The organism is Thermus caldilimi (genome assembly GCF_004684245.1).
GTDB classification, from domain to species: domain Bacteria; phylum Deinococcota; class Deinococci; order Deinococcales; family Thermaceae; genus Thermus; species Thermus caldilimi.
Genome location: NZ_CP038452.1, coordinates 2,142,303 through 2,158,863, shown reverse-complemented (window position 1 = coordinate 2,158,863; position 16,561 = coordinate 2,142,303). Strand labels below are relative to the sequence as shown.

Here is a 16,561-nt window from a genome sequence, read left to right as displayed (position 1 = left end):
CCTAACCCACCGGCTCGGGCCTGCCCCCAGGAGCCCCCCGGGCCCTCTCCTTCAACCAGAACGCAGCCAAAAAGCCCAGGAGGGCGGCCAAGAAGGCCAGCCGCCAACCCTCCAGAACGCCTACCCCTAGGGTGTTCTGCAGGAGGCTTTTCACAAAGGCCGGGGCCTCGGCCAGGTTCCCGGTCCCCCCCGAGAACCCCACCGGGCTCCCCGCGCTCAGGGCGGCCAGCTCCCGGCTCCCCCGGGAGAGGAGGACCCCGGAAACGGTGATCCCCGCCGCCGCCCCCAGGCTACGGGTAAGGGACACCAGGCTGGACACCTGGCCCTGGCTCCCCGCGGGGGCCAGGCCCAGGGCCAGGTAGGAAAGGGGCCCTTGCACCAAACCCAGCCCCGTGCCCAGGAGGAAGAGCCCGAGAAGGAGAAGCCAGAGGGCGTTTGCCAGGTAGGCCATCACAAAGAGGCCCAAGGCGGTGAGGCCCATCCCCAGCACCACCAGACGCTTGCCCCCCACCCGGCCCACCAGGGCCCCCGCGGCCCCGCTCACCGCCCCCAGGGCCAGGGCCAGGGCGTTCAGGATAGCCCCCGAGGCGAAGGGGGAGAGATAGAAGGCCACCTGGCCATAGAGGGGAGCGAAGACGATACCCCCCAAGAGGGCGTAGCCCACCAGGGTGGACACGAGCCAGAGGGGCAAGAAGGCCGGTGCCATGGCCAGGCGCACGTCCAGGAGGGGAGCCGGGTGGCGCCGCTCGTAGAGGAGAAGGGCCAAGCCCGAGAGCAAGGCCAGGAGGAAAAGCCCGCCGATGCGAAGGGAGAAGAAACCCAGCTCGTCCAGCCGCTCTAAGCCCTGGATGGCCAACACCAAGCTGCCAAAGGTGAGGGCCACCAGAACCCCACCCCCCAGGTCCAGCGGGGCCCGCCCGGCGGGGCGGGGCAGGGCGGCCCCGGAGAGGAGGAGGACCCCCAGAAAGCCGATGGGCACGTTGATCCAGAAGACCCAGTGCCAGGTGGCCCGCTCCACGATGAACCCACCCAGGTTGGGGCCCAGGACGTTGCCCAGGGCGAAAACCCCCAGGATCTGCCCCAGGTAAGCCCCGCGCTGCTTCTCCGGGGCCACCACCCCCACGATGGCCTGGGCCACGGGGAAGAGCCCGCCCGCGCCCACCGCCTGGACCACCCTGGCGGCCACCAGCATCTCCAGGCTCTGGGAAAGGGCCGCCAGCGCGCTCCCCCCCGCGAAGAGGGCCATGGACACCCCATATACCCGGCCGTAGCCCAAGAGGTCGGAAAGCCTTCCCAGGATAGGCACGGCCACCGCGTAGAACACCGAGTAGATGGAGAAGGCCAGGGTGATCCGGTCCACCCCGGTGCCCAGGTCCTGGGCGATGGCAGGGAGGGCCGGGGCCAGGATGGCGTTGTCCAGGGCGCCCATGAAAACGCCCAGCATGAGGGCCAGGAGGAGCCTGCCGCTCATGGCTTCACCTCAAAGAGGCTCTGGGGCGGAGGGGTGGGGTCCAGCTTGAGGTACTCCGCTTGGGCCAGCACCTTGCCCGAGGGGGAGAGGACCTCATAACGGAAGGGAAGGTGCCCTTTAGGGTTCACGGCGATGCGCCAGGCCGCGGGCTGGCGGTCGTCCTTGGGGGGGGTCTTCTTGACCAAGAGGAAGCGCCAGAGGCCCCCTTCCTCCTTGGGGTCCTGTACCGCGTAGTCCCGCTGTACCTCCGGGAAGCCGGTGAAGAGGAGCTGGAGGGGATCATCGGGAGGCGTGGCCTTGGTTTCCTGCCAAGGCCCCTTAGGGGCACGGCTCCAGGCCCGCTGGCCGTCGGAGATGAGGGCGCTTCCCTTCAGGTAGTCCGGCCCCTCCAGCCAGTCGATCCGCACCCATGGGCGCCGGAAGGCCACCTGATACACCACCGGGCCTTGGCGAACCTGGGCCAGATAGCCCGCCACCTTGGCATGAACCTGTAGGGCCTGCCACACCTCCTCTGGGCTCAAGGCCAAGGCTAGACCCAACGTCGCCGCGAGCGCCAAAAGCTTCCTCATACCTCTCCCTCCCTTTTTGGCAGACCTTTCACAAACACCCGGACCCAGTCCCGCAAGAGTTCCTCCGCACGGTAACCGCCCACGTGCCTCTCCAGCATGTGGGCTCCGTGGACCAGGGAGCTGAAGAGGGCCGCCAGGGAACGCCCCTGCCCGGGATACAGGTCCTCGAAGAAGGCATCCAGGTGGGCCATTTCCCGACGCATGGCCTCCTGGGCCAGGAAGCGGGCCTCCTCCTCCCCTCCCCGCCCCCCGTGAGCAGTGGCCAGGGCCGCCAGGGGCTCCACCCCCTCCCGGTAAGCCAGGGCGTAGCGGAGGAGGCGCTCCTCCAGGCTTCCAGGTGCCTGCAGGGCCGCTTGCGCGCGAGTGCGGGAGTCTTCCAGAAGGGCCTCCAAAAGGGCCCGCTTGCTGGGAAAATGATGGTAAAAGGCCCCCTTGGTAAGCCCGAGTTCCGCCGCCAGATCGTCCAGGCGGGTGGCGGCGTAGCCCCGTTCGGCGAAGGCCCGGCGGGCCGCCTGGAGGATCCGGGATCGGGTGTCCATACCTACCAGTAGGTAGGTTCCCCGGGAGATGCACCAGGAGCCAGCTCACATTCGCCCCCCAGGCCCAGGGCCCGGAGGAGGAGGCGCGCCGCCCGCAGGCCGGAAAGGGCCGCCGCGGGCAGGCTCTGCCCCGGGAAGACCCCCTCCCCCACCCGGAGGACGTTGGCCAGGAGGCGCACCCGGGGGAAGCGGAAAGGATGGGTCTGGGGGTAGCCCCCCACCCAGGCCCGCCCCGCAAAGCGGCGGTAGGTGCGGGGGGTGGCGGCGAAGAGGGGCTCCACCTCCCTAAGGCCCGGGAGAAGCGCCTCCCCCAAGGCCAGGGCCCGCTCCTGCCAGCGGGCCTTGAGGGCCCGGTACGCCTCCCCCTCGAGGTCCTCCCAGAGGGCCAGGGGGGTGTGGAGGGAGAGGGAGAAAAGGGTTCTCTCCCCTTCCGGGAAGAGGGAGAGGAAGGCGAAGGGCCGCTCCCGGGCGTTTTGCCGGTAGTAGGGGGGCGCCGCCCGGAAGGGCAGGACCCCGTAGAGGGCAAAAGCCCCCCAGGCGTCCTTGGGAACGCGCTCGGGGAGGCCGAGGAGGTGCTCCGGGGGCACGTTGAGGAGGAAGAAGTCCCCCCGGAGCACCTCCTTCTCCCCCCGCCTCCTCCCCCCGTAGGCCACCTCCACCCTGTGGGCCCGCCCTCCCCGGAGGAGGAGCCGGGTGGCCCGGGCCCGGTAGCGCACCTCGAGGCCTTCCGCCAGGGCCCGGGCCAGGGCCCCCACCCCGCCCGGCACCCGCACGGGGCCCAGGTGGGGCAGGTCCAGGGCCAGGGCGGCGTAGAGGGCGTAGGGGTCCTCCGTCTGGGCGGCGATGAGGAGCTGGGCCTGGAGGAATAGGCGGAAATCGGAGTCCGGGGGGGCCAGGCGGGAGACCCGCCGGAAGAGGTCGGGGAGGAGGGGAAACAGCCCGGGGAGGAGGCGGAAAAGGGCGGCGAGCTCCTCCCCCTCCGGGGGCCAGGGAAGGCGGGGGGCCAGGGCCTTGAGCCTTTCCGCCCGCTCCCCCTGCCAGCGCCAGAAGGGGAGGACCTGGGGTCCGAAGAACTCCCCTTGCGCCTCCCGCTCCCTATCCCGCCCCACGGGGCGGAGGAGCCTCCCCCTGGGGAGGAGGACCTCCAGGAGGGGGAAGCCCTCGGGGTAGGGCTCCACGGGGAAGCGGAAGCCCCGGTGCCAGAAGTCTCCCGCCAGGCCCCCGGGGTAGGTGTGGGCCTCGAGGACCACCACCTCCAGGCCCGCCCTTTGCAGGAGCCTGGCCGCCACCAGCCCCCCGATCCCCGCCCCCACCACCACCGCGCGCACGGGACCCAGGGTATCCGGAGGGGAACGGGCCGACCTTGGCCCAGGCTAAGATGGGTAGGATGCGGCTCGAGGCGGAAGGGCTCCTGGCGCAGGCCCGCAAGGACCTGACCCCAGCCCAGGTGTCTCTTCAAGAGCCCCTGGCCCAGGCCCCCCTGCCCATCACCCTGGCCCTCCTCTTTGGTTCCCGGGCCCGGGGGGAGGCCTTACTGGAAAGCGACTGGGACCTCCTGGTGGTTTCCCCGGCCTCGGGACATGGACTACCTGGAAAGGCTTCTCCTCCACCGCGCCCTTCCCCTCCGCCACGTGGAGTACGTGGCCCTCACCCCCGAGGAAGGGGCAGCCCGGCAAGGGGAGATCGGGGGGTGGGGGAGGCAGCCCGGGAGGGGGTGGTCCTGTTGGGAAACCCCCTCCCCGGCCACCCTTCCTCCGGGGGCAAGCCCCTAGGCTAGGGGCATGGAGGTCCTGTTCACCGGGGCCACGGGGTACAACGCCATCGCCCTGCCCCTGGCTGCGGGCGTAGCCTACCCCTTCGGTCTCCTCTTCCCGCCGGCCCTCGGAGCCCTCTTCATGAGCCTCTCCACCGTGGTGGTGGCCTTCAACGTCCTTCTCTTAAGGCGGGCACGCCTGGGCGCCTAGGACTAGACTGGAGGCATGGACTTCACCACCCTAAGGGAGGACTTTCCCTTGATCACAGGGCGGCCGGATCTGGTCTACCTGGACTCCGCCGCCACCAGCCAGAAGCCCAGGCGGGTTCTGGAAGCCCTGGAGCGCTACTACCGGGAACTCAACGCCAACGTCCACCGGGGGGCCTACCGCCTTTCCGTGGCCGCCACCGAGGCCTATGAGGAGGCCCGGCGCCGCCTGGCCCGCTTCCTGGGGGCGGAGGAACGGGAGATCGTCTTTGTGCGCAACACCACCGAGGCCCTGAACCTGGTGGCCTACGCCTGGGGCCTACGGAACCTCAAGGAAGGGGATGAGATCCTGGTCACGGAGATGGAGCACCACGCAGGGCTCGTGCCCTGGCACCTGGTGGCGGGGCTAACGGGGGCCCGCATCAAGGCCATCCCCCTCACCGAGGAGGGCCGCTTGGACCTTTCCGCCCTGGATACCCTCCTCACGGAAAGGGTCAAGGTGGTCTCCGTGGTGCACATGTCCAACGTCTTAGGCACCATCAACCCCGTGGCGGAGATCGCCAAAAAGGCGAAGGAGACTGGGGCCCTGGTGGTGGTGGACGGGGCGCAAAGCGCCCCCCACCTGCCCGTGGACATGAAGGCCCTGGGAGCGGACTTCTTCGCCCTCTCCGGACACAAGATGCTGGGGCCTACGGGGGCCGGGGCGCTTTGGGGGCGTTACGAGGCCCTAGAGGGGATGATGCCTTTCCTGGGGGGTGGGGAGATGATCCGCGAGGTCTATGTGGACCGCTCCACCTACGCCCCCCCTCCCCAGCGCTTTGAAGCCGGCACCCCCCCCATCGCCGAGGCCATCGCCCTGGGGGAGGCGGCCCAATACCTCATGGAGATCGGCATGGAGCGGGTGTTCGCCCACGACCGGGCCCTTTTGGATTACGCCCTAAAGCGGCTTGAGGAGGTGCCGGGCCTCGAGGTCTATGGGCCCAGGGGACCGGACCGGGGCGGGGTCATCCCCTTCACCCTGGGGCGGCTTCACGCCCACGACCTGGCCACCCTCCTGGACGGGGAGGGGATTGCGGTCAGGGCCGGGCACCACTGCGCCCAGCCCTTGCACCGCAGGCTGGGCCTGGCGGCTACGGCCCGGGCGAGCTTTTATCTCTACAACACCTTTGAGGAGGTGGACCGCTTCGTGGAGGCCCTTCTCCGCATCCACGGAAAGTACCGGGCCTGGCTATAATGGGGGAATCCATGAGCGTCCTTGACGAGCTCTACCGGGAGATCCTCCTCAAGCACTATCAAAACCCCAAGAACTTCGGCCCCCTGCCCGGGGCCACCAAGGTGGCGGGGGGCATGAACCCCTCCTGCGGGGACCAGGTGGAGGTGATGGTGCGCCTGGAAGGGGACACTATCGCCGACATCCGCTTCCAGGGTCAAGGGTGCGCCATCAGCACCGCCAGCGCCTCCCTCATGACCGAGCTGGTGAAGGGGAAGAAGGTGGCGGAGGCTTTGGAGCTTTCCCGGAAGTTCCAGGCCATGGTGGTGGAGGGAGCCCCCCCGGACCCCGCCCTGGGGGACCTCCTGGCCCTCCAGGGGGTGGCCAAGCTCCCGGCGCGGGTGAAGTGCGCCACCTTGGCCTGGCACGCCCTCGAGGAGGCCTTAAGGTGAGGCGTTACCCCGCCCACAAGGTGACCCCCTTGCTGGTCCAGTACCCCGACCTCATGGAGGCCTGGAAGGAGGCTGCCAAGGCTGGGCTCCTTAGGGCGGAGAGCCAGGATGGGCGCAACTATGTGGTGGTGGAGGACCCAAGCCTCATCGCCCGGCTCAAGGCTTTAGGCCTCGAGGGGGAACCGGTGAAGGAGGCCTAGATGCGAGGCGTGGTGTTTCTGCACGCTTTCCCCTACAACCCCCGGATGTGGGAGGAGGAGATGGGCTACTTTCGGGGGCGGCTTCCCGTCCTGGCCCCCCATTACCTAGGGCTATCCCTTTCCCAGGCAGCGGATAAGGTGCTGGGGGAGATGGATGAGGCGGGCCTCGAGGAGGCCGTCTTCGTGGGGCTTTCCATGGGGGGCTACCTCATCTTTGAACTTTGGCGCAGGGCCCCCGAGCGCTTCCTGGGCCTGGTGCTGGCGGATACCCGCGCGGGAGCCGACACCGAGGAGGGCCGGAAGAACCGCCATGCCCTAAAGGAAAGGGTTCTGGCGGAAGGGGTGGGCTTCCTCCCCGAGGCCCTTCTCCCAAGCCACCTGGGCAAGACCACCCGGGAGGAGAAGCCCGAGGTGGTGGCGAGGGCCAAAGCCCTCATCCTGGAGGCCAGCCCCGAGGCGGTGGCGCATAGCCTCCTGGCCCTGGCGGAGCGCCCCGACTCCACCCCCCTTCTCCCTGGGATGCGCCGCCCGGCCCTGGTCCTGGTGGGGGAGGAGGACACCCTAACCCCCCGGAGGAGGCCAAGCGAATGGCCAGGGCCCTGCCCGACGCCCGCCTGCTCATCCTTCCCGAGGCCGGGCACCTGGCCAACCTGGAAAACCCCAAGGCCTTCCGCACGGCCCTTCTGGGCTTTTTGGCCGAGGTGCTCTAAAGGCGAAAGGCCTCCTCGGCCCGCAACACGAGGTCCAGGCAGGGGATCAAGGCCTCTTCCCCTTCCTCCTCCGCAAAGCCCTCAGGGGTCCTGCGGTAGAGGGTGAAGCGGCGGGCCTCGGGGTCCACCAGAAGGTAGACCTCCAAGCTGTCCAGGGTTTCATAAAGGGCCCGTTTTTCCCGGCGGTCCTGAACCTCGGTGGCGGGCGAAAGAACCTCCACCACGGCGCAAGGAGCCTCCTCGTAGTAAGGGTGGGGAGGCCCGGGTTGGCACACCACCATCACGTCGGGGTAGTAGACGGCTTCATCCCGGATCCGAAGCTTCATGTCGCTCATGTACACCCGGCACCCCCTGGGCCTGGCCGCCTCCAGAAACCGGGCGGCGATGTTGAGGGCCACCCGGTTATGGAGGGCGCTGGCCCCCGCCATGGCGTAAAGGCGCCCCCGCAAGTACTCCCGCTTCACCGAGGACTGGGCCTCCTCCTCCAGGTAGGCTTCCAGAGCTTTAGGAAGCTTGGGGGCTAACATTCCCAATTCCATTCTACGGTTTCTCGCCAGCCCCGCCCTTTGACCAGGCCAAAAAGGAGGCTTGCGAAAGAGATTTTCCAGGGTCCCAAGGCCAGGCAGGGCGGTCCAAGCCGGCTATTCCGCCTTGGGCTCCCGGGCCATGAGGGAGGAAAGGGCCTTCAAGGGATCCAGCCCCTCGTAGACCACCCGGTACACCGCCTCGGCGATGGGAAGCTCAAGCCCCGCCCGCTCCCGCCAGGCCATGAGGGCTTTGACCGCATAAAGCCCCTCCACCACCCCCCGGTCCTCGAGGCGCTCCAGGGCCTCCCCCCGCACCAACCTCTCCCCCGCCCCGCGGTTGCGGGAGTGGAGGCTGTAGGCGGTGGCCAGGAGGTCGCCCAGGCCGGAAAGCCCGTAGAAGGTGGCCTCCTCCCCCCCCAGGGCGGTGCCGAAGCGCACCATCTCCCTCAGGCCCCGGGTGAGCAGGGCCGCCTTGGCATTATCCCCCAGGCGAAGCCCGTCCACCATCCCCGCCGCCAGGGCCAGGACGTTCTTGAGGGCCCCACCCAGCTCCACCCCCCGCCGGTCTTGGCTGGTGTAGACCCGGAAGGTGGGCCCGGAGAAAAGCGCCTGCACCCTTTTGGCCAGCTCCAAGGGACCCGCCGCCACGCTGGCCGTGGGGAGAAAGCGGGCCACCTCCTCCGCGTGGTTGGGGCCGGAAAGGGCAGCCACGGGCCTGCCGGTCAAGGCCTCCAGCACCTCGCTGGGGGTGTGAAGCCTTCCCTCCTTGAAGAAAAGCCCCTTGGTGGCGGAAAGGTACCACGGGGCCTGGGGCAGAGCCCTTAAGGTGTCCTCCAGGGCCTTGGAGGGCAGGGCCACCACGACCAGCTCCACTCCCTCCAAGGCCTCCTCCGGGTCGGCGGTGGGGTAAAGGTAAGCGGGGAGGGCCACCCCGGGCAGGTAGTCCCGGTTTTCCCGCATGGCCCGCAGGGCCTCCGCCTGCTCCTTCCTACGGGCCAGGAGGGCCGTGGGTATGCCCTTGGAGGCCAGGAGCACCCCAAGGGCGGTGCCCCAGGCCCCAGCGCCCAGGATGGCCACCTTCATAGCAGGAAGCGCACCTCCCAGGCCTCATACCAGGCCGCCAAAAGCAGAAATAGAGCCCCCAGGTAGAAGGTGAGGAGCAAGGCCCTAAGCCCCTTCCTATACCCCTCCCCTCCCGCCGTCTTGGCCAGGAGCACAAGCCCCCCGAAGGTGACCAGGATGTAGGCCTGGAGCTCCAGGAGAAGGGTGGGGAGGTGAACCAAGAAGGCGGTGCCTAGAAGCGCCGGGGACAGGGCGAAGCCGAAGACAAAGTAGCGCCCAGCGTTCAGGAGGAGGACTGGAACCCCCAGGAGGAGGGCGGGCAGCAACCCGGTGAGGAAGAGGCCCTGGCTGAAGTTCCAGTGGAAGATGACCCCGGCGAGGACCAGAACGCCCTTCTCCACCGCCCCTTCCAAGCCGATGGCCTCGAGGGCCCCCCCGAAGAGGGCCTGGAGGGCCTGGGCGAGCTCCGGCATCCCGTAGGCCAAGAGGGCCCCCAGGGCGAAGAGGCCGTAGAGGAGAAGGTTGGTGAAGAGGTAAAGCCCCCGGTGGACCCGAATCAGGGCCAGAGCCTCCAGAAGCCAAGCCCGGAAGGGGGAGGGCTGGAAGAGGAGGAAGAGCCAAAAGAGGCTCAAGAGCAAGAACCCCCACCCCGCCAGAGGGGTGAGGAGGTAGCCGGGCAGGGCAAGCCCCTCAGGGCGGAAGTAAACCCGCTTGGCCTCCCCCCCTCCAGGACCACCACCACCTCCCCCACCTCCTCTCCCACGGCTGCGGGGAAGAGAACCCGGTTCCCCTCCACCCGGGGGCTATCCAGGTTCACGGAAAGCCCTCTGGGAGGCGGGGGGAAAAGGGCGTAGCGCTCCAGAAGCCTGGAGGCTTCTTCAGGAGGGGCCCTAAAAACCTCCTCTAGCCTTGGGGAAAGCTCCCCCCTAAGCCAGCCCTCCACCGCCCGCCGCGCCGTCTCCTCCGGGGCCCCTTGGGCCCAGGCGAGGAGGAAGGTGAGTCCCCAAAGCGCCATCCAGGCCCTCACCGCTCAAACCTCCTCCAAGGGCAGCCCCTCCCGGCACAAGGGGCAAGCCTCTGGGAAGTACTGGGGCACCTCCAGCTTCAGGAGGGCCCGGAAGGGCACCCCAAAGGCCGCCTTTCCCCCGCTCCGGTCCACGATGGCCCCCACGCCCACCAAAACCCCTCCCCTGGCCTCCGCTGCCCGAATGGCCTTGCGCACGCTTTCCCCCGTGGTCACCACGTCCTCCACCGCCAAAAAGCGCTCCCCCGGGTTCACGGTGAGGCCCCGGCGCAGGGTCATGCCCCCTTGCCCATCCTTCTCGGCGAAGAGGGCCCGGGCCCCCAGGGCCTTGGCCACCACGAAGGAGAGCACCACCCCCCTAGGGCCGGGCCGATGACGAAATCCACCTTCTCGTCTTCAAATAGCTTGCCCAGGGCCTCCCCCACCGCCTCCGCGTAGAGGGGGTGCTGCAGGAGGGCAGCGGACTGCAGGAAGATGGGCGAGTGCAACCCCGAGCGCAGGAGGAAGTGCCCTTCCAGAAGGGCCCCCGTCCTGCGGTAGAGCTCCAGGACATCCATCCCCCCTACTCTACCAAAGCCCTATGGAAGTCCTCCGCCGCCTGCAAGGCTCCCTCCAGATCCGGCCTGCCCCCCGGATAGAAAAGGGCGCGGCTTGCGGTGTTCAAAAGGCCAGGGCCCTTCAAGGGCCTTCCCCCTTGGGCCCCTACGCCGGGGAGGAGGAAGGGAGCGTGGGGAGCCTGTTCCCGCACCGTCAAGACCACCTCCGGGTAGGTGGCCCCCACCACCATGCCAACGCGGCTCCACTCCCCTTCCCGGTATCCCTCCCCCTCCCGGGCCAGGGCCTCCGCCAGGTGGAGGTAAAGGGGCCTTCCCTCCACCAGAAGATCCTGCAAAAACCCTGATCCTGGGTTTGAGGTCTTGACCAGGACGAAGACCGCCCCCTGGCTTTGCCTGGCCGCCTGGAAGAAGGGCGTAAGGGTATCCAGGCCCAGGTAGGGGTTCACGGTGAGGGCGCTTCCGGGAAAGCGCAGGAGGTAGGCTCGGGCGTAAGCCTCGGCGGTGGAACCGATATCCCCCCGCTTCCCGTCAAAGATCACGGGCAGGCCCATGACCCGTGCGGCGCTGGCCAGCTCAAAAAGAAGCCCGAGCCCCTCCGGGCCCAGGACCTCAAAGAAGGCCAGCTGGAACTTAACCGCAGCCAATCTGGGAGCCAGGGCCTCGAGAAGCTCCACCGTGTACCGCTTCAAGTGGGCAACGGGCTCACGCCCGTGAAGCTCGGGCCTGGGATCCACCCCGAGGACCAAAGGGGGGCGGGAAAGGGCCAGGAGAAAGTCCATGCCTTCCACTATAGGCCTTGACAACCCCAGGCCTCGGGGCATAGAGTTGCCAGCGTACCGCAAGGAGGGAGTATGAAGAAGCTCATCCTGGCTTTAAGCCTTCTGGTTCTGGCCGCCTGCCAGCAGCAGGCCACGGTGCAACCCCAGGCCCTTAGAGAAGCGGGCCAGACCTACATCGCCATCCTGGAGCCCACGGCCTCGCCCACGCTTCCCGCTCGTTTCTCCGAACGCCTTGCCGTTTTGGAAAGGGCCCACGGCCTTTCCATCCCCGTGGAGGACCGCCTCGAGGCCCTGGGGGCCGTCATTCTCCGCAACCTCACCCCCGCCCAGGCCCAGCGCCTGGCCCAGGACCCCAGGGTCTACGCCCTGACCCCGGATCAGGAGGTGAAAGCCTACGCCCAGACCATCCCCTGGGGGGTGGACCGCATCGGCGCCCCCACCACCACCGCCAAAGGAGCCAACGTTTCCGTGTACGTGGTGGACACCGGCATCAAGGTGGGGCATGAGGACCTCACCAACCTGATGGGGGGGTATGCGGTGGTGAAGTGCCGGGGTAAGTGCCGCACGGCCTACGACGATGACAACGGCCACGGCACCCATGTGGCGGGCACGGTGGCCGCGGTGAACAACAGCGTGGGCGTCTTGGGGGTGGCCCCCGTCGCCGAGCTATGGGCAGTGAAGGTTCTCTCCGGCTCAGGGTCCGGCTCCACCAGCGGTATCGTCCAGGGCATCAACTGGGTGATCGGCCACAACAACGGGGGCAAGCCCAAGGTGATCAACATGAGCCTTGGGGGAAGCGGCACCGACGACCAGGATGGCCAGTACTGCCCCAGCACCCGCTCCACCAACGCCTTCCACAACGTCATCCAGAAGGCGGTGTGCGACTACCGGATCACCGTGGTGGTGGCCGCCGGCAACGAGGGCGACAACGCCGCCAACCACACCCCCGCCGCTTACGACGAGGTCATCACCGTAAGCGCCACCAACAGCCAGGACGACTGGCCCTCCTGGTCCAACTACGGCCCCGATGTGGACCTCGCCGCCCCCGGGGTTTCCATCCTCTCCACCTGGAACTCCTCCACCACCAGCTACAACACCATCAGCGGCACCTCCATGGCCAGCCCCCATGTGGCCGGGGCCGCCGCCTTGGTGCTTTCCCGCTACCCCAACTACACCCCGGCCCAGGTGAAGCAGGCCCTTCTCCAGAACGCCGAAAGCACCGCCAGCTGGCAAAACACCTCGGGGAATCCGCACCCCGAGCCCTTCCTGAACGTGAGGGGATTCTAGCCTCTCCCCGAAAACCCCCCGCCTTAGGGCGGGGGCCGGTTTTTTTCCTGGAAAAAAAGAAAACCCCCCGTAGGGGGTTGCACCGGCTTGGACCGCGGGGTCTTGAAAGCGCAGGAACGGGCTTCATGCTCCTTAGAAAGGAGGTGATCCAGCCGCACCTTCCGGTACAGCTACCTTGTTACGACTTCGCCCCAGTCACGAGCCCTACCCTCGGCGCCTGCCCTATGGCTCCCAGCGACTTCGGGTAGAACCCGCTCCCATGGCGTGACGGGCGGTGTGTACAAGGCCCGGGAACGTATTCACCGCGGCATGGCTGATCCGCGATTACTAGCGATTCCGGCTTCATGGGGTCGGGTTGCAGACCCCAATCCGAACTACGCCCACCTTTCCGCGATTCGCCCCCCATCACTGGGTCGCATCGCTCTGTAGTAGGCATTGTAGCACGTGTGTCGCCCAGGCCGTAAGGGCCATGATGACCAGACGTCGTCCCCGCCTTCCTCCCGCTTTCGCAGGCAGTCCCCTTAGAGTGCCCGGCCTAACCCGCTGGCAACTAAGGGCAGGGGTTGCGCTCGTTGCGGGACTTAACCCAACATCTCACGACACGAGCTGACGACGGCCATGCAGCACCTGCGCTAAGGCTCCCCTCACAGGGCACCCCAGGCTTTCACCTAGGTTCCCTAGCATGTCAAGGCCTGGTAAGGTTCTTCGCGTTGCTTCGAATTAAACCACATGCTCCACCGCTTGTGCGGGCCCCCGTCAATTCCTTTGAGTTTCAGCCTTGCGGCCGTACTCCCCAGGCGGCGCGCTTATCGCGTTGGCTTCGGCCCTCAGGTATACCCCAAAGACCTAGCGCGCATCGTTTAGGGCGTGGACTACCCGGGTATCTAATCCGGTTTGCTCCCCACGCTCTCGCGCCTCAGCGTCAGAAATGGACCAGGTGGCTGCCTTCGCCATCGGCGTTCCTCCCGGTATCTGCGCATTTCACCGCTACTCCGGGAATTCCACCACCCTCTCCCACCCTCTAGCTTGAGCGTATCCCACGCTCCTCCACAGTTGAGCCGTGGCCTTTCACATGGGACGCCCCAAACCGCCTACACGCCCTTTACGCCCAGTAAATCCGGGTAACGCTCGCGCCCTCCGTATTACCGCGGCTGCTGGCACGGAGTTGGCCGGCGCTATTACCTGGGTACCGTCATCCCCCTACACAGGGCTTTCGCCCCCAGTTCAGGAGTTTACACCCCGAAGGGCTTCCTCCTCCAAGCGGCGTCGCTCCGTCAGACTTCCGTCCATTGCGGAATATTCCTAACTGCTGCCTCCCGTAGGAGTGGGGCCCGTGTCTCAGTGCCCCTGTGGCCGGCCATCCTCTCAGACCGGCTACCCGTCGTCGCCTTGGTGGGCTCTTACCCCACCAACTAGCTGATGGGACGCGGGCCCATCCGGAAGCAGGTCGCCCCTTTAGTCCTGCCCCACAGAACAGGACCACATGGCGGATTAGCCTGGGTTTCCCCAGGTTGTCCGCCTCTTCCAGGTAGGTCACCCACGCGTTACTCACCCGTCCGCCGCTGGCCGTGAGCAAACCCACGGCCCGCTCGACTTGCATGTCTTAGGCACGCCGCCAGCGTTCACCCTGAGCCAGGATCAAACTCTCCAACTAAAATTAACGCCCGAAGGCGTTGAATTTCGTGCCTTGCCCTGTTCCTGCGCTTTCAAGATCCCCCGCCGGTCCAACCGGCGCAACATCGAATGTACCAGGTGGGGGCATTTCTGTCAAGATGGGGGCATGCTGGACCTCTTGGTGGTGGTCCCCCATCCCGACGACGAGAGCTTTGGTGCCGGTGGGGTACTTCTTATTGCCAAAAGGGCTGGCCTCAGGACGGGAATCCTCACCCTCACCCGAGGGGAGGCCGGGAGAACCCTGGGGCTTTGCCTCCCTGAGGAACTGCCCCGGGTGCGGACCCGAGAGCTTGAGCGGGCAGCGGAGATCCTGGAGGTGGACTTCCTCGAGGTCCTCTCCTTCCCCAACGCCCTACCCCAGGCGGCTCCCTTGGGGCACGAGGGCCCTAAAGAGGCAGCGAAGGGGCCCCGCGGCCTAGCCTCGGGAAAAGGCCTCCTTGACCATCCCGAGGCGGAAGCGGCCATCCGGGAAAGGCTTCTTGCCCAAAGGCCCCGCTATGTCCTCACCTTTCCCCCTGACGGCATCAACGGCCACCCCGACCACGTGGCGGCAAGCCGCTACGCCACCAGGGCGGCGGAGGGCCTAGGCCAGGTGGTGTACTTTGTGCGGCCCGAAGGCCCCTGGCCCGTGACCCACCGCCTGCGCCTGCCCGAATGGGCCCTAGCCCGAAAGCTCAAGGCCCTGGCCCAGCACCGGACCCAGGCCCTGTCCCTGCTGGATTTCATGGAAAGGCATCCAGAAAGGCTCTGGACGGAAACCTTCCACCTACCCGGAACGAAAGGCACCCAGGAGGGGCCATGGTGGTGAAGCCTCTTGACCACACCGCCGACGTGGGCTTCCTTCTGGAGGCGGAAAGCCTCGAGGGTCTCTTCCAAGCCGCCCTGAAAGGGCTTCTCCAGGTGATGTTCCTCTTTCCCCCAGAAGGGGGAAGCCGGCGCAGGCGCCTTTCCCTGGAGGCGGAGGACTTGGAAACCCTCCTAGTGCGCTTCCTGAATGAGCTCATCTACCTGATTCAAACCAAAGGCTTCGTGCCCGGGAGGGCGCGGGTACGGGTGCACAGGGAGGCCAGAGGCTACCGCCTTTCCGCCACCCTCTGGGGGGAGCCTTTCCAGGAAAGGTTTGGCTTCCAGGGGGAGGTGAAAAGCGCCACCTTCCACGGCCTGCAGGTGAGCCGGGAAAACGGGGTATGGAAGGCCCAGGTGATCCTAGACGTGTAGGGCGGCCAAAGCGCCCCGCACCCGATCCATAAGGCCCCCTTCCACCAGGCGCTTGGCCCGGAGGAGGGCGTTTTTGACCGCCAGGGCATCCGCGGAGCCGTGGCCGATGAAGACCGCTCCCTCCACCCCCAGAAGGGGCATGGCCCCGTACTGGGCGGGGTCCACCCGTTCCCTTACCTTGCGCAGGGCCCCCTTGGCCAGAAGCGCCCCCAGCTTGGCCCAGGGACTGGAGGTGAGGGCCTCCTTGATCCAGCCGAGGAGCACCTTGGCCTCCCCCTCGGCGAGCTTCAGCGCCACATTTCCGGTGAAGCCGTCGGTGACCACCACCTCCGCGGTACCCAAGAAAATGTCCCGCCCCTCCACATTCCCGTAAAAACGCTCCCCCAACGCGGCCTTCAGGAGGGGATAGGCTTCCAGCACCAGGGCGTTGCCCTTCCCCTCCTCCTCCCCGATGGAAAGGAGGCCCACCTTAGGGTCCTTAAGGCCGCTGGCCTCGGCGTAGGCCAGGCCCATGGCGGCGAACTGCACCAAAAAGGAAGGGCGGCAGTCGGCGTTGGCCCCCCCGTCCAGGAGGAAGGTGCGTCCCCTTTGGCTGGGGAACTCCACCAAGAGGGCAGGTCTTTCCACCCCCTTGACCCGCCCCAGAGTAAAGAGGGCCGCGGCCATGGTGGCCCCGGTGTGGCCCATGGACACCACCGCCCCCACCTCGCCCCGCTTCAGGAGGTCCATGGCCACCATGATGGAGCTTTCCCGGCGCTTCCTCACCTCGGTGGCGTGCTCCGCCATGCGGATCCAGTCGGGGGCGTGGTGGATGGGGAGGGAGGCGCGGTGGCGGGCGAGCTCCTCCTGCAAACGGGACTCCTCCCCCACCAGGAGGACCTCCACCCCCTCATGGGCCGCCAAGAGGGCACCCTGGACCGTGACCTCGGGGGCCCGGTCCCCCCCCATGGCATCCAGGGCAATTCTCATGCGCTGGGGGGCAGGTGCTTCTGGATCTTGGCCTCAAAGTTGCGCTTGGGCTGGGCCCCCACCAGGACCTCCACGGGCTGGCCGTTCTTGAAGAGGATCACCGTGGGAATGCTCATGACCCGATAGCGCATGGCCGTCTTGGGGTTTTCGTCCACGTCCAGCTTGGCCACCAAGAGCTTCCCCTCGTACTCCCTGGCCAGCTCCTCCAGGATGGGCGCAATCATGCGGCACGGGGCGCACCACTCCGCCCAGAAGTCCACCAGGACCAAGGGGTGTCCGCCTAGGGTCTGGTCAAAGTTGGCGTCGGTAACCTCTACGGGCTTCGCCATACCCCACCACTTTAAAGCAAAACC

At 67.4% G+C, this 16,561-nt stretch carries 17 protein-coding genes, 1 rRNA gene and 4 pseudogenes; 10 read left to right on the top strand and 12 right to left on the bottom strand.

The annotated features are described in order from the left end of the window. Window position 1: 1 nt before the first annotated feature. The 4 genes from EBI04_RS11450 to EBI04_RS11435 are packed head-to-tail and all read right to left on the bottom strand — an operon-like array spanning window position 2 to window position 3,907. Window positions 2-1,471 carry an MFS transporter gene (locus EBI04_RS11450; RefSeq protein WP_135257555.1) on the bottom strand — a complete coding sequence of 490 codons (1,470 nt, stop codon included), beginning with the start codon at window positions 1,469-1,471 and terminating at the stop codon, window positions 2-4. Next, window positions 1,468-2,040 carry a LolA family protein gene (locus EBI04_RS11445; RefSeq protein WP_135257554.1) on the bottom strand — a complete coding sequence of 191 codons (573 nt, stop codon included), beginning with the start codon at window positions 2,038-2,040 and terminating at the stop codon, window positions 1,468-1,470. Before EBI04_RS11445 ends, EBI04_RS11450 begins: the two co-directional genes overlap by 4 nt. Continuing rightward, complete coding sequence (locus EBI04_RS11440; RefSeq protein WP_135257553.1) at window positions 2,037-2,579, bottom strand: TetR/AcrR family transcriptional regulator; 543 nt, start codon at window positions 2,577-2,579, stop codon at window positions 2,037-2,039. The genes EBI04_RS11445 and EBI04_RS11440 overlap by 4 nt, the downstream gene beginning before the upstream one ends. 2 nt (window positions 2,580-2,581) lie before the next feature. Beyond that, window positions 2,582-3,907, bottom strand: coding sequence for a phytoene desaturase family protein (locus tag EBI04_RS11435; protein ID WP_135257552.1), 1,326 nt, complete (start codon window positions 3,905-3,907; stop codon window positions 2,582-2,584). Window positions 3,908-3,957: 50 nt separating this feature from the next. Between EBI04_RS11435 and EBI04_RS14015 the strand changes: the two are divergent. The 7 genes and pseudogenes from EBI04_RS14015 to EBI04_RS11405 all read left to right on the top strand — a co-directional run. Next, window positions 3,958-4,113 (top strand): annotated as a pseudogene (locus EBI04_RS14015) (hypothetical protein); the annotation flags it as partial. A 46-nt stretch (window positions 4,114-4,159) separates the two neighbouring features. After that, window positions 4,160-4,351 (top strand): hypothetical protein, encoded by a 192-nt coding sequence (locus EBI04_RS13635; RefSeq protein WP_240695305.1) that lies wholly within the window; start codon window positions 4,160-4,162, stop codon window positions 4,349-4,351. A 9-nt stretch (window positions 4,352-4,360) separates the two neighbouring features. Then, the gene (locus EBI04_RS11425) at window positions 4,361-4,543 is read left to right on the top strand and encodes a hypothetical protein (protein ID WP_373277660.1); all 183 of its coding nucleotides are present in this window, start codon (window positions 4,361-4,363) and stop codon (window positions 4,541-4,543) included. A 15-nt stretch (window positions 4,544-4,558) separates the two neighbouring features. After that, a complete protein-coding gene (locus EBI04_RS11420; RefSeq protein ID WP_135257550.1) occupies window positions 4,559-5,773 on the top strand; it encodes a cysteine desulfurase in 1,215 nt (404 codons plus the stop codon). A gap of 11 nt (window positions 5,774-5,784) precedes the next feature. Next, complete coding sequence (gene sufU / locus EBI04_RS11415; protein ID WP_135257549.1) at window positions 5,785-6,201, top strand: Fe-S cluster assembly sulfur transfer protein SufU; 417 nt, start codon at window positions 5,785-5,787, stop codon at window positions 6,199-6,201. Beyond that, window positions 6,198-6,401, top strand: coding sequence for a hypothetical protein (locus EBI04_RS11410; RefSeq protein ID WP_015716291.1), 204 nt, complete (start codon window positions 6,198-6,200; stop codon window positions 6,399-6,401). The genes sufU and EBI04_RS11410 overlap by 4 nt, the downstream gene beginning before the upstream one ends. Further along, window positions 6,402-7,111: pseudogene (locus EBI04_RS11405) on the top strand (alpha/beta fold hydrolase). On the opposite strand, the gene EBI04_RS11400 reads toward EBI04_RS11405, so the two are convergent. The 5 genes and pseudogenes from EBI04_RS11400 to pyrF form a co-directional block, all read right to left on the bottom strand. Continuing rightward, the gene (locus EBI04_RS11400) at window positions 7,108-7,638 is read right to left on the bottom strand and encodes a Uma2 family endonuclease (protein ID WP_373277609.1); all 531 of its coding nucleotides are present in this window, start codon (window positions 7,636-7,638) and stop codon (window positions 7,108-7,110) included. The pseudogene EBI04_RS11405 and the gene EBI04_RS11400 overlap by 4 nt on opposite strands. Window positions 7,639-7,752: 114 nt before the next feature. Then, complete coding sequence (locus EBI04_RS11395; protein ID WP_135257547.1) at window positions 7,753-8,721, bottom strand: NAD(P)H-dependent glycerol-3-phosphate dehydrogenase; 969 nt, start codon at window positions 8,719-8,721, stop codon at window positions 7,753-7,755. Continuing rightward, window positions 8,718-9,715, bottom strand: a pseudogene (locus EBI04_RS11390) (hypothetical protein). The gene EBI04_RS11395 and the pseudogene EBI04_RS11390 overlap by 4 nt, the downstream one beginning before the upstream one ends. 15 nt (window positions 9,716-9,730) lie before the next feature. After that, window positions 9,731-10,281: pseudogene (gene pyrE / locus EBI04_RS11385) on the bottom strand (orotate phosphoribosyltransferase). 5 nt (window positions 10,282-10,286) lie between these two features. Beyond that, entirely contained in the window at window positions 10,287-11,060 is a 774-nt protein-coding gene (gene pyrF, locus EBI04_RS11380) for an orotidine-5'-phosphate decarboxylase (RefSeq protein WP_135257546.1), read from the bottom strand. 72 nt (window positions 11,061-11,132) lie between these two features. Here pyrF and EBI04_RS11375 point away from each other — a divergent pair, with 72 nt between their 5' ends. Beyond that, window positions 11,133-12,347: a S8 family peptidase gene (locus tag EBI04_RS11375; RefSeq protein ID WP_135257545.1), complete on the top strand. Its 1,215-nt coding sequence runs from the start codon at window positions 11,133-11,135 to the stop codon at window positions 12,345-12,347. A gap of 136 nt (window positions 12,348-12,483) precedes the next feature. Here the strand turns inward: EBI04_RS11375 and EBI04_RS11370 are convergent. Next, window positions 12,484-14,001: ribosomal RNA gene (locus EBI04_RS11370) — 16S ribosomal RNA — on the bottom strand. 126 nt (window positions 14,002-14,127) lie between these two features. Here EBI04_RS11370 and EBI04_RS11365 point away from each other — a divergent pair. Beyond that, window positions 14,128-14,829: a PIG-L deacetylase family protein gene (locus EBI04_RS11365; RefSeq protein WP_167481950.1), complete on the top strand. Its 702-nt coding sequence runs from the start codon at window positions 14,128-14,130 to the stop codon at window positions 14,827-14,829. Then, window positions 14,820-15,239, top strand: a complete 420-nt coding sequence (locus EBI04_RS11360; protein WP_135257544.1) for an archease — start codon at window positions 14,820-14,822, stop codon at window positions 15,237-15,239. Before EBI04_RS11365 ends, EBI04_RS11360 begins: the two co-directional genes overlap by 10 nt. Here the strand turns inward: EBI04_RS11360 and plsX are convergent. Continuing rightward, window positions 15,228-16,208 (bottom strand): phosphate acyltransferase PlsX, encoded by a 981-nt coding sequence (plsX, locus tag EBI04_RS11355; protein WP_135257543.1) that lies wholly within the window; start codon window positions 16,206-16,208, stop codon window positions 15,228-15,230. The genes EBI04_RS11360 and plsX overlap by 12 nt on opposite strands. After that, window positions 16,205-16,537, bottom strand: a complete 333-nt coding sequence (gene trxA, locus EBI04_RS11350; RefSeq protein ID WP_135257542.1) for a thioredoxin — start codon at window positions 16,535-16,537, stop codon at window positions 16,205-16,207. Before trxA ends, plsX begins: the two co-directional genes overlap by 4 nt. Window positions 16,538-16,561 lie beyond the last annotated feature (24 nt).